Origin of the sequence: Ornithinibacillus massiliensis (genome assembly GCF_018310345.1) — a bacterium.
Taxonomy (GTDB): domain Bacteria; phylum Bacillota; class Bacilli; order Bacillales; family Amphibacillaceae; genus Ornithinibacillus; species Ornithinibacillus massiliensis.
Genome location: NZ_JAGXBY010000003.1, coordinates 89,222 through 102,307, shown reverse-complemented (window position 1 = coordinate 102,307; position 13,086 = coordinate 89,222). Strand labels below are relative to the sequence as shown.

At 33.4% G+C, this 13,086-nt stretch carries 14 protein-coding genes; all 14 read left to right on the top strand.

All coding sequences use genetic code 11. The features are described 5' to 3' along the window. The first annotated feature begins 58 nt into the window (after positions 1-58). On the top strand, positions 59-835 hold the full coding sequence (locus tag KGF86_RS09070; RefSeq protein ID WP_186870042.1) for a type II secretion system F family protein: 777 nt from the start codon (positions 59-61) through the stop codon (positions 833-835). Between the two features lie 45 nt (positions 836-880). Next, positions 881-1,075 carry a Flp1 family type IVb pilin gene (locus KGF86_RS09065; RefSeq protein WP_186870043.1) on the top strand — a complete coding sequence of 65 codons (195 nt, stop codon included), beginning with the start codon at positions 881-883 and terminating at the stop codon, positions 1,073-1,075. A 13-nt stretch (positions 1,076-1,088) separates the two neighbouring features. Next, positions 1,089-1,700 carry a TadE/TadG family type IV pilus assembly protein gene (locus tag KGF86_RS09060; protein WP_186870044.1) on the top strand — a complete coding sequence of 204 codons (612 nt, stop codon included), beginning with the start codon at positions 1,089-1,091 and terminating at the stop codon, positions 1,698-1,700. Between the two features lie 29 nt (positions 1,701-1,729). Further along, a complete protein-coding gene (locus KGF86_RS09055) occupies positions 1,730-3,946 on the top strand; it encodes a DUF5702 domain-containing protein (protein ID WP_211741635.1) in 2,217 nt (738 codons plus the stop codon). 29 nt (positions 3,947-3,975) lie between these two features. Beyond that, on the top strand, positions 3,976-4,623 hold the full coding sequence (locus KGF86_RS09050) for a DUF4352 domain-containing protein (RefSeq protein WP_186870046.1): 648 nt from the start codon (positions 3,976-3,978) through the stop codon (positions 4,621-4,623). 99 nt (positions 4,624-4,722) lie between these two features. Then, positions 4,723-5,337, top strand: coding sequence for a DUF4352 domain-containing protein (locus KGF86_RS09045; RefSeq protein ID WP_186870047.1), 615 nt, complete (start codon positions 4,723-4,725; stop codon positions 5,335-5,337). A 24-nt stretch (positions 5,338-5,361) separates the two neighbouring features. Then, positions 5,362-5,952, top strand: a complete 591-nt coding sequence (locus KGF86_RS09040; protein WP_186870048.1) for a hypothetical protein — start codon at positions 5,362-5,364, stop codon at positions 5,950-5,952. Between the two features lie 24 nt (positions 5,953-5,976). Continuing rightward, positions 5,977-6,504 carry an A24 family peptidase gene (locus KGF86_RS09035; RefSeq protein ID WP_186870049.1) on the top strand — a complete coding sequence of 176 codons (528 nt, stop codon included), beginning with the start codon at positions 5,977-5,979 and terminating at the stop codon, positions 6,502-6,504. Positions 6,505-6,534: 30 nt separating this feature from the next. Then, complete coding sequence (locus KGF86_RS09030) at positions 6,535-8,088, top strand: DUF6382 and FHA domain-containing protein (protein ID WP_211741634.1); 1,554 nt, start codon at positions 6,535-6,537, stop codon at positions 8,086-8,088. Continuing rightward, positions 8,085-9,011 carry a PP2C family protein-serine/threonine phosphatase gene (locus KGF86_RS09025; protein WP_186870051.1) on the top strand — a complete coding sequence of 309 codons (927 nt, stop codon included), beginning with the start codon at positions 8,085-8,087 and terminating at the stop codon, positions 9,009-9,011. The genes KGF86_RS09030 and KGF86_RS09025 overlap by 4 nt, the downstream gene beginning before the upstream one ends. 4 nt (positions 9,012-9,015) lie before the next feature. Then, complete coding sequence (locus KGF86_RS09020; protein WP_211741633.1) at positions 9,016-9,906, top strand: serine/threonine-protein kinase; 891 nt, start codon at positions 9,016-9,018, stop codon at positions 9,904-9,906. Positions 9,907-9,929: 23 nt separating this feature from the next. Further along, complete coding sequence (locus KGF86_RS09015; protein ID WP_211741632.1) at positions 9,930-11,327, top strand: type VII secretion protein EssB/YukC; 1,398 nt, start codon at positions 9,930-9,932, stop codon at positions 11,325-11,327. 607 nt (positions 11,328-11,934) lie between these two features. Continuing rightward, positions 11,935-12,693: a MerR family transcriptional regulator gene (locus KGF86_RS09010; RefSeq protein ID WP_186870054.1), complete on the top strand. Its 759-nt coding sequence runs from the start codon at positions 11,935-11,937 to the stop codon at positions 12,691-12,693. 224 nt (positions 12,694-12,917) lie between these two features. Beyond that, positions 12,918-13,058 (top strand): YpzI family protein, encoded by a 141-nt coding sequence (locus KGF86_RS09005; RefSeq protein WP_064965382.1) that lies wholly within the window; start codon positions 12,918-12,920, stop codon positions 13,056-13,058. The last annotated feature ends 28 nt before the right edge of the window (positions 13,059-13,086 follow it).

Genomic DNA, 13,086 nt, shown 5'->3' with positions numbered 1-13,086 from the left:
AATAATTGTTTTTTTACTTGTCATATTCATACGAGTGGGGAAGAGCTATGAAGTTATAATGGAACAATTTAAAGGGCAATATCCTTTGATGTTTCTAGCTCCAGTGTCTTTATTTATTGTAGATAAATTGAAAATAATGGAAAGGTTTTATAGTCAGATAGCAAAAATTCAGCAAAAAATGATTAGTTTATATGGAAATAGAACTGCATTACAACATACTAGGATATATCTGGCTCAACTTATCTCCATCGTACTAATTACGATAATAGGAGCTTTGTTATTTACCGCTTTAGCTGAAGGTGATATGGCAATTTTTGTAACGGGAATATTTTTTGCAATACTTCTTCCATATGCGATGATAAAAAAACTAGCAAGTCAAGAAAAAGAGAGAAAAGATAAGATTCTTTTGGAATTACCTGAAGTGGTAAATAAGCTAATCTTATTGATTAATGCAGGAGAAACTGTACAGCAAGCATTGGTTAGATGTGTGACAACTGCTAATGATCATAATTCACCGTTAATTGTTGAACTTACCGATGCCGTTAATAAAATGGTTAGTAATGAACCTTTTCACCAAGTTCTAAATGACTTAAGTAAAAAGTGTGGAATTCAAGAAATTTCAATTTTTACCACAACTATCTTACTTAATTACCGCAAGGGTGGGAATGATCTTATACTGGCATTGCGGGAATTATCACGTGATTTATGGGAAAAGAGAAAGAATATTTCTAAAACTAAAGGTGAAGAAGCATCATCTAAGTTAGTATTTCCACTTATATTAATATTTGTGGCAGTAATGATTATTGTTGGTTACCCTGCAATTACTATAATGTAAGCAGGTTATCATATAAAATTAAGAATCATTTTAGGAGGAAAAAAAATGGGGAAAATCAAAGAATTTATGACAAGGTTTTGGAAGGATGAAGAGGGATTACAAACGCTTGAAATATTATTGATCATTGCAGTAATTGTAGCGATTGCCTTATTATTCAGAAAAACTATTATGGATTGGATTAATAAATTACTAGGTTTTGGAAATCAAAATATTGATAACTTTAATCCAGGAGGACAATAGGAGAAGCTCCGTAATGAGAAAAATCATAAAAAAAATCAGGAGAGAGAATGATGGTAGTTTTACATTAGAAGCTACAATGTTATTTCCGATTCTTCTTATCATTGTACTGCTATTCGTCTTCTTTAGTCTCGTAATCTATGAGAAAGTGACACTCCAGTACAAAGCGAATCAGATTGCATCACGTATGGCCCAAACCTGGGGAAGTAGTACGATGGATATTGTCACTGGTGAGTTGGGTAGATCTGATTATGTTACTCAAAATGGTGATGGGTTGTATTGGAGAATAACTTCTAATAATGGGTTCAATAAGTTTGGCTTAAGTTTGAGTGATAATGGTGTTGTGACAAAAAAGAAACAGAGAGTCGGAGAGTATGCTGGAAATGTAACTTTTGATAATGGACTCTTTTTACAAGAGATTGTAGTATCGCTGGATAAGGACCTTGCCCTTCCAAGTTCATTAGCGGATATATTTGGCGTAAATAAAGTAGGAGCAACAGCAAGACATCCAGTTGTAGATCAAACCGAAATCATTCGAAATACTGATTTTATGGTTTATGGCTTTCAGAAGTTTACTACTTACGCATCAAAGTATATTCCATTTTTCAATAGAAATGAGGAAAATTGAACGTATTGAAAATGGAAGGGGGAGGTATGTTGAAAAGAATTACAAAGAAAATATGGCATAAGTTTTTTATTAATGAGAATGGTGCAGTTTCCGTATATCTAATTATTATTGCATTGCTTCTGTTATTATTTAATGCGGTTTTAATTGATTATGCTCGAATTCTAATTGCAGAAAGGCAAACTGAAGAAGCAGCTAAAGCTGCTCTACGTTCTACTATGTCTGCCTATAATACCTCACTTCAAGATAAAGGGCTTTTTGCGCTTGATGGAAATCAAGGGGAAGCCGAGACGATATTTAGAGAAGTATTTCAAAAGAATCTTTCCACTGGCGAAGGAGAACATTTTGATTTCCTAGGCTTAAAGCCAGTCGATAGCGAGATATCATTAAATATAAATTTGGAAAGAAGTTTAGCTAACAAAGATATATTGAAGTATCAAATTTTAGAAGAAATGAAATACAAAGCCCCGGTTGAAGTAGGAGAAGCTGTGATAAAGAATTTTTTATCAGTGGCAGAGCAAGTAGAGCAAGCTTCTGATTATGCCAAACTTGCAAAGAAATTAAATGACTATGCCAAAGATCGAGAAAAGGAATTAGATGAAGCTGAAAAACTACTTAAAGAAGCTAAAGAAATCTTAGATAATATGAGTGGTAGAGTTCAACCAGAATCCGTAAGGTCCAATTATCCAAAAGTATCGGTAACATATGATATTTTTTATTATCATGATAGGTATAAAAGGGAAATGGAGTTAATTGAGGAAGCGGAAAGGGATAACGGAAATACAGATGGTGATGACGAGGGCAATGATGACGAGGTTGATGTTGAGGAATTAAGAAGGGATACAACACAATTTAAACGAGAATCACTAAGCTTATTAGAAGATTTAATTAACGAAACCACTGTAGTTGTAAGTAAATTACAAGATGCTTTAGATCTAATAGAAAGTGCTGAGCGTACAAATAATGAAATGAGAGAAACCATTAATAATCATGAATCGAGTAGTGACTATGATAACGCGAAAAGCATTAGTGAAGATTTGGAAGAAAGTACAATAGGTGATAATACGGATGGAAGTCTAGAGGATTATATATATCCAGAGGAAATGTTTACAAATTTAAAAGAAACAGTAGAACAAGCTCTAAGAAAAATAACGAATGGAAGTAATATTGAAAACAATGCCTTACTAAATAAGCTATCTAGAGAATTTAGGCCAGATGTACAATCAGATTTTGAAACCAGAGCGAAAAGAAATATATTGGGGCATGTCGAGGATGTCAAGGAATATCATGGTGATGGTCTTTCTAAGGTAGAGAAAGCTCTGGAAATTTTAGCTGATGGCCGTAAAGACTATATCGACAATAAAGATGCAATAGAGGAAGAAGAAGATAAAGCAGACGAAGGCATGGAGGATACTAAAAACCAATTAGATGATATACAAGACCAAATTGAGAGTTTAGAAGGTGCTATGTCTGACACGCAATTATTAGCAGAGCTTGGACAAATAGCGAGTGAATATGGTGAAGCAATTGCAGCAAATAATAAAGAGTTTTCCATGGAGGACCGAAATGACACTGCCGAAGAAGCACTAACTTTCATCGATATATTATTTAAGAATTTAGGTGATTTGCTTCTAACAGCGCGGGATGAAGTCTATATTAACGAATATATTCTAATGAGGTTTAAAAGTCATGATTTTTCCGTGAATGGTAGTGCAGCTTATGCTTATGAAAATAATCAGGTGGAATATATTATATACGGCCTAGAATCCTATGGTGCGAATTATTTTGCCGCTCTATCAGAAATATTTGCTGTACGATTTGCTATTAACTTAGCGGCAGGTTTTATGCGACCAGAGGCTCGTGGTTTTGGTCCGTTTATTTGGGCATATGCTTTGGGATACGCATTCACTAGAACCTCAACTGACTTAGGAAATATTACAAGAGGAAGAGCGATTGAATTATTTCCTGGAAAATCTTTACCAACCATGGATTACAAAGATCATTTAAGGTTATTTTTATTTGCACACCTTGAAGGTGGAAAGTTTCAGAGATTAATGGCTGTACTTGATAATGAAACTGGTAAGGATTTAAGAGAAAGTCCAACATATGTAACAGCAGAAGCTACAGCTACTGTAAAACTATGGTTCCTCCCTCAAGTTATCAATATGCTTGAGTCTACTAATGTAATTAATGGTAGAGTTGAAGGCAATGAGTTTTTTATAGAAAAAGAAGTTAATTTTTCTTATTAACAAAATTACGATTTTAGAGGTGGAAATATATGAAGAAAATGATAACACTTATCATGTTGACGTTTGTAATGATGATTTGTTTAGTCGCTTGTGGGGATGATGATACTCAAGATGTAGACAAAAATAATGAGCAAGAAGAATCTAATTTAGAGGGTGAAGGTCAAAAAGATGATGATATAGATGAGAAATCTGAAACAACAGATGATGAGGAAACTTCGAATGTAGGATTCGATGTTGAGTCTGATGATCAACTAGATTTAGGAATTGGTGATACCGGAACATTTGATACTACATTAGGAACATATGAGGTTACGTTAGTATCAGCGAAGCTAGAAGATAATATTGATGGCGCATCCTCAGAATTAGATAGATTCATCCTGTTAGATTTGACTGTTAAAAACACAAGTGATGAAGAACAGAAAGTTGAAGATTTATTGCATTCACTTGAAGTAACAGATTATCTAGATGGTAGTGGTTTCTCAGATGCTTCGGAGCATTTTGATAGTATAGAAAAAATGTCAGGAGTAATTGCTCCTGGAGAAGAAATGTCAGGTCAATTTGTTACATTTGTTTATGACGCTGATGAGTATTATTTTAGAAAAGACCCGGGTAATGTTGCGGCAGGAAGCAGTAATCAAGTTATTTGGTTGATTAAAGCGAGCGAAATTGAAAATTAAACAGAATCATTTATAGAATTTAAACTGTAAAGTCACTTAAACAGTGACTTTACAGTGATTCATATTACTAAAACAGTTATAAAGGGTGTTAAATATTTTATGGAAAGAAAATTTTTAATCTTCCCCCTCTTGATATTTATTTTATGTTTATTAGCGAGTTGTGGTAGTGGTAGTGCTCCAGTTCCAGAGGAATTAATAGAAAATCCAGATTCTGAGCCTATCGAAATTAAAGACCAATACGAATTATCAATCGGAGAAACTGGATATACAGTGGATTTAGGTAACAAAAACATATTAGAGATAACCTTAAATTCTGTGGGGATCGTTGATGAAATCAATGGGGAAACAGCTGCAAGTAATTCGCATCCTGAGCGAGTCTATGTTGTCGCAAACTTCACTGTTAAAAACCATGGTGAAATTGGGATTTCTAAATCTGGACTCGAGTACCCAGTACTAGTTGATGGTAATAACTTAGCTCATATCCAAAATAATCAAGTTACCCATCGAAATGATTTAATCGGTATTGGAGATAGAATAAAACTTTTTGAGGATGCATTCTTTGATTTAGGGCCGATTGAACCAGGAGAAGAATTAACAGGAAACATGCTCATAGTCGCAGATAGGCGTGCGGATAGTTATATTCTATATTTCGGATATGATAGGGATTATTTAAATAAACTGACTTGGCATTTTACTGCAGAAGAAGCAGAATAGTTTAGCTTTAGAAGAGAGGTGATTGTGATAAAACATCTCATTAGAAAAGATAATGGTAGTATTACGTTAGAAGCTGCTATGATCTTGCCGTTTTTCTTATTTTTTATATTGTTTTTAACTATGTTTATAAGACTTTCAGTTGCAGATATGGCCTTATATAAATCTGCTTCAGAAACCGCTGAACTAGTTGTCGCTTATGCATATCCTGTAGCAGTAACGAAACAAGGTGCTAGTAATTATATCGACAAGAAGCTTAAAGGATTAGAGGAAAGTACAGACCTTGATATAACTGGAGCAATTCAGTGGATTAGTGAGGGGTTGGACTTTTTTGGTATAGATGTTCAAGGATCAATTGAAAATTTATTTAATGATGGGGTAAGGCAAATTATCGAACCTACTATACAGAAAAAGTTTAAAGAAGCTACTGGCGGTTGGAATTTCTTTGATGAATCTAGTTTGAAAGTAACCAGTGTTGAAATCCCCAGCCTAGTAGGAGGAAGTAATGACTATTTAGCAATTAATGTAGAATATAGGTTTAATTTATCAATTCCATTTGTTGACAAGGATATTGTATTAAAAAAAACAGCTTATGAAAGAATATGGAACGGAAAATAAATTGGTCTAGACCGGAGGACGAGAATGCTCCAATTGAACGATTATATATTGTTTTTATATTTGATTATTGCGTTTGTAATTGATGTGAGATTTCATAAAATCCCCAATTGGTTATCAGCAGGTGCTATGCTTATAGGTATACTTTATCATCTAGTTATGGGTGGAATAGACGGATTAATCTTTTCCTTTCTGGGATTATTAGTAGCCGGGGGGATATTTTTACTACTTTACGTATTTAAGGCGCTTGGCGCGGGTGATGTTAAGCTCTTTGCGGGGATTGGTGCTATTGTCGGAGTTCAGATGGTTTTGTACATGATGATGTACTCTATTATAGTGGCAGGAATAATTGCAATCATCATTCTATTATTTACTAAAACGTTCTTACAGAAGATGACAAGCGCATTATTTGCTTTTGTAGGTTCCATCATTTCAAAGGACCTTAGGAGTTTAGAAGAGTTTAAAACAACAAAAAGCACGCGATTTCCCTTTATGTATGCAGTAATACCTGCAGTGATAATGACCTACTATTATGTATTTACCACATATAGTTAAGAAGAACAAGGAAACTATAGGAGGAAAACAATGGGCACTATCTATAACTTAGGATTTGAATATATCCACCAAAATGGTAAATCGATAGTTTTTAAAGAGAAAGATGGAGAGAAGCTATCTAGTAATCATCTACATAATGTTCAATTAAAAATGATGCAGTCCAATCGAATACCACATCTATTAGTTATGAGTGTGGAAAATATTGATTTTAGTACAAAGCTACACTACAACATAAATTCCAAAAATAAAGTTGTATCTTTTTTTCGGAATAATAATACTAATATGAACGATTATTACCAATTGTTTCTTTCTATTATTAAAACATTGGAGAATAGTAGCTCATATATGCTAAATCAAGATAATTTTATTCTTCGTTCTGACTTTATTTATGTTGGAGAAAATGCAAGCGATGTGTATTTAGCATATTTACCAATTAAGGACTTGAATAAACAAACAACAATCAATGAAGACATGAAGCAATTGTTAACAGATATTGCAGGAGAAGTGGAAGGGTTACAAGGGAATGAATTTAAGAGTATCTTAACCTATATTAAAAATTCTTCCTTTAGTTTATCAGGATTAAAAAAGTTATTATTAGAATTAATTTCGCTTAGGACAAATGTAAATCAGTTTCAACCAGTTGATAACTATACTGCTCAATCGTATGGTAATGACACTAGTACCTCCAATTCTTCTGGCTATAAAACTAATGATAACCGACAAAAACCTAGTATGGATAATATAGATGAAGTGGTTCCAATAAGTCAAAGAAAGCGCAAAATGAAAAAGCAATTACCACCATTATCTTCTAGACATAAGGTTTATATCTTTGCCATATCGGTGATTTTAATAGCATTGACGTGGAAGTTGTTTGATATGTATCCTATACCTTCAATTCTCTGGACATGTATAGGTCTAACTATTTTGGTTTTAGCTGCTGTAGTAATATATACAAAATTTTGGAGACCTGGAGTTACTCCTATCGATATACCTTTAGAAGAGAAACCGCAAGAAGATAGAAAACAGAACTATCACGTTAAACATGCGAACTCAAATAATGATAGGACGAATTTTCAACCTAACATAGGACATAGTTCCAATCCATTTCAACAACAAATAGAAGAACACTCACCTAACTTTAGTGAAATTACAACCCATCAGTCTGTCGCTGCTTCATCTATAGATATGAGTTTTCTAACACCACCACATACTGATGATACTGTCTTATTGGAAGATGAATCAACTGTAGCAATCCATCCGGAAGAAACAGTTATAGCCCTTTTATATAGGACTGGGGAGGATGGCCAAAGAAAAACTATTGTAATTAATAATAAGAATTTCTTAATAGGTAGAAATAATAGTTCGGTTCACTACACGGAGGAATCTACTGGAGTTTCCAGAATCCATGCAGAGATACTTCAAATTGATCCAACTAGTTATGGATTAAAGGATTTAGGGTCAAAAAACGGAACGAAGTTGAATGGAAATGCATTGGTACCATACAAAGTGTATGCATTAAATGATGGAGATGAATTTATAATAGGTAAAGCAAGATATTCTTTTAAATGGAGTTCAACTGAATGAGATTGAACTGGAAGACAGGAATAGCAACGCATCAAGGTACCAAAAAGAAGAAGAATGAAGACTCTTACTTAATACGATTTCAAACGGATAGTAAAGAAAATGAGTTAGGAATATTTGTAGTTGCGGATGGCATGGGAGGATATCAGGTTGGTGATACTGCTAGTCGTCTTGCAATTGAAACAATAGAACAATGGTGGGATAGAAGAATTGATAAGATTTTAAAAAGAAAAAATGTTGTAACACAAATAACCAAAGAACTCACTAAATTATTCAATCAAATTAATCGTGTCATAATAGAAACGAGTAAAAATAGTGGTAAGAAGATGGGAACCACGGTAACTTTCTTAGCACTCTATAAGGGACAATATGGAATTGTTCATATTGGAGATAGTAGAGTATATCAACTGAAGGAAACAATTGGTGGTTTAGATTATCATCTAAAGCAAGTGCCACATGGGAATTTACATGAGCAAACAGAAGTGTTAGAGGCGGAACCAGAATTCATTCAAATAACAGAAGATCATTCATGGGTTGAGAAACAAGTTTTAGTTGGCAAACTAACAGAGGAAGAGGCAAGAAATCACCCTAAACGAAATGTCTTATTACAATGCCTTGGAATTGAAGAGGATATTAATCCTTATACTAAGATAGGTAACTATAATTCTAGTGATTTATTTTTACTTTGTAGTGATGGTTTTTACTCACTATATTCAAATAAAGAAATTAAAGATATGCTTTTAAATTTAGAAAAAGAATATAGTAATTACCAATCTGTATGTGAGTATTTAATAAATTTCTCTAATTTTTCTAATGCCCACGATAATATTACCCTTATTCTAACTAAACACCTTTATTATGAGCAGGAAAATAGAAATAATAACTCTTCTTGGTTTTCATTTATGAAACATCTAAATAGGGAGTAGTGGTATGAGTAAACATGGGATCAAAATTAATAATGAGCAGATATTGCAAGATAAATACCGTGTTGTAACCCATATCGCTTCCGGTGGGATGTCGGAGGTTTATTTGGTAGAAGATATCCACGATTCACAACAACAATGGGCGATGAAGATTGTAAATAAGGAAAGTAAACTCTCTAAAAAGATAGTGGATGAAACAAAAATATTAAGTGAATTAGATCATCCTAATATATCAAAAATGATTGATTTTTTTACATCTGAAAAGTACATATTTCTTGTAATGGAATATGCTGAGGGGACAGTTCTTTCGGAATTTTTGCTAGAGAAACAATTTGACCTTCCGATTAATAAAGTGATTGAAATTGGAATCCAGATAAGTGATATTTTACATTATTTACATACCCGTTCAATACCAATCATATATCGAGATATCAAGCCCGGTAATATTATTTTGAGCAATAATGGGAGTATAAAATTAATTGACTTTGGAATTTCAAGGAAATACCAAGATGATAAAATGAAAGATACTTTGAAGATAGGAACAGTTGGCTTCGCTGCACCGGAACAATTTGAGCAAAAGCAAAGTGATTTTCGTACAGATTTATTTTCCTTAGGAGCGTTACTATATTTCATACTTTCAAAAGGAAAATACGTTTACGTTGCACAAAAACCAATCTCCTATTTTGTAGATGACATTCCTAGGAAACTAGAGAAATGTATTAATCAACTAGTAGAATTAAAACCCGAAAAGAGAATTCAAAATGCTCAAGAGGTTAAAGTGCTTCTTACGAGTTCCTTAGAAGAGAAACAAGTCAAGAAATCAAGATTTGCAAGAAATATGGTAGTAATTGCACTATTCATTGTTATATTTATAACTGTTTTCTTTGTACTAAAGTAATTCGTTTACAGGGGGCTAACATTATGAATGGAGAAATAAGTGAGGATTTTGGAACCATAAGGGATAATGGAGAAATAATAGTATATGAAATTCCGAGTAAATTAACAAAACTAAAGGAAGCAGAGCAATTAGAAGAGCTAAAAAGACCGGATGATATGTTCTTTGAATGTCAGCATTTTATTGTTGATGGGGAATGGGTAAGAATCTACTTTAAGCGTAATAGTCATTATCACAATATAAGCGAATATTTACAAGTTTCTACTGAAAAAAAACGTGTCATTGTTATGAATTTAATTGAGTTATCCAGGCTTATTGGAACACAATATACTACTACTTTACATCCAAACAATGTTTACGTGAATGAACAAGGCGATGTGAAATTAGTACATCGCGGTATTCGTCATGTTTTGCCTCCTGTTGAGTTTAATGAAAAACAATTACTAGAAGAAATGAAGGAAATTATCAATTATCTCTTCGTAGGTTTCTCTCGTTATCTTATAGAAAATCCAACTTTAAATAAGGAAACAGAAAGCTTTATTTCCACTATAAACAATTCTAAATCCATTAAGGAATTACTCGATAATATTGAAGATAGTGAACAAGTAAAAAGAGATGATACTTCTGAAGATAGTAAGTCTAATCTAGGGTTGAATAAATGGAAAAGTCCTGTTGTTGGCAATAGAAAGGTTAAGCTATCTCTGCTATCTGGAACATTAATTGGTTTCCTGTTTGGGCTATTGTTTTTGTATATTACACAAGTGGCACCGTTAAATGAAGCAACAGTTGCTACTAGAGAAGAATTTCAAGAAGAACACAAAAAATTAGCAGATGAAAACGGTGCGTTGCAACAATCATTACTCCAATCAGAAAAGGTTAATCAGGCTTATAAGTTATATATTGATGGGAACTTGGAGGAGGCTATTTCAGTCTTAGAATCTGATAATATAGGTTCTGAAAGTAGAAAGGAATTTTTAAGTCAATTATATTTAGAATCTAGTAACCCTGAACACTTAATGAAGTCGGTAGAACTTAGCGCAGATAACCTAGATTTAGTGGTAGAAAAGCTAATAAAATTAAATAACGAAGAGGCCAATAGCAAAATACTGACTCTCCAGTCTGATAATCCAGTATTAACAATAGAGCAAGCATGGATAAATCAAGAATTCCATGAAGTAATTGAAATTTATGAGGAAATTAAAGAAAGAGATAGAGCAAAAACATTAGCTGCTAGAAGTTTTTTGGAATTAGATATGCCTGAAGATGCAATAGAATTAGGAGAGCAGCTAGGTGATGTATCCATTCAAATTAGTGGTCTTGAAAAACAGATAGAATTAATAGAAGCAGATAAAGATCTTGATGAGGATGAGAAAAAAGAGAGGATTGAAGAATTGGAGGAAAGGGTAGAGGAATTAGTAGGGTAATAATAAAACGTATCATACAGTTTTTGTGATACGTTCTTTTTACATATGTAATGTATTGGTTGACGTTTTAAGTGTTGCCTATAAATCTGTGAGTATTAACAGATTAGTAAGGGAATTCAGTACTATAAAAACAAAGAATCGGGTGAACTAAGTGAATCAAATAGAACTGTTTCCAATACCGGGGTGGATTCAATTCAAACAGTTTGAAGATAGATATAGGTATAGACATGACTTTGATATTATTTATGAAAATAGGAATAATACAGAATTGGTAGCTTTGATAAAATTAAAGACCCCAAAACGCTTTAGAATATGACTAGTAAAATGGCTGAAAGCTCTCTAAAGGAATCACTAGATATTGTTACAGACAGCAAGGATATGTCCAGTTTTTCAAAAGAAGAGTATTGTAATTATTGGATTACTAAATATAAAAAGAGTTTATCAGACCGGTATGAGGAACTTCGCAACAAAATACTTTTTCCATAATATTATATAAGCTTAATTATAACAAAAAGTTTGGCTACTTAGGTGGGAGGATATTATGAATTTCCCTTGACCTTAACGTTGCGTAAAGGTTTATGATGAGGATGTCGGGAGGGTAATCATTATGGAGTATACAGTAAATAAACTTGCTCGTATTTCTGGAGTAAGCGGCCGCACGCTCCGTTATTATGACCAGATTGGATTATTGAAGCCGGCAAGAATTAATTCATCTGGCTATCGTATTTATGGGCAAGAAGAAGTGGATCTACTTCAGCAAATTTTGTTTTACAGAGAGTTAGATGTAAGTCTGGAGGATATTATGGAAATAATCCAACAACCAGATTTCAATCGAAAAGAAGCACTGAAGAATCATCATGCGAAATTAAAGCAAAAGAGAGCCCGCCTTGACCAGATTATGGCAACCGTCGAAAAAACAATTGCCAGTATGGAAGGAGGAGTACCCATGCAGGATAATGAAAAATTTGCAGGATTAAAAGAAAAGTTGATTGAGGAGAATGAGAAGAAGTATGGCAAAGAAATCCGTGAAAAATACGGTAATGATATCGTTGAGGCAAGTAATACAAAATTAAGAGGGATGACACAAGCGGATTATCAAGCGATGACAGAGCTTGGTGAAGAAATAATGAATTTATTAAAAGAAGCTTATAAAACGGGCGATCCAGCATCAGAAAAAGCACAACAACTAGCTGAGAAACATAAGCAATGGCTACTGTATTCATGGACGAATTATTCAAAAGAAGCACATGCGGGCCTAGCTGAAATGTATGTGGCAGATGAACGGTTTACTGCTTATTATGACACTGCTATAAAAGGCGGTACAAAATTTTTACGAGATGCTATTATGATTTATTTAGATAGCTAATTAGAACATACCATGCATCAACATACTTGGTGCATGGTATGTTGCAATCTAGGTTAACTAATTTCATAGCTCCTTTTCATACTTCCATAATACCACTTTTATTTTTCCACTCCTTTATAGTAGTTGAATAGCTTATATGAGCTTAATAAGAAGATTTGTCTAAAGAATTTTATTAAGGAATAATTCCAAACAAAAAAACCATCTTAGTAGTAGGAGGTGCTAAGATGGGAAAAGACCGTCAAGAAAAAAAGTTAAAGAAAAGTAAGCGCGTAGAATCTGATCGTGATGTAGGATTGCGTTATAAGGGTTCAACCATTATGTCTAGTCCTGAGGAAGCGATGGAATTAAATGATGGGAAGAAGTAGTAGGAAAAAAAGGGAAGTCTCTGTTTTA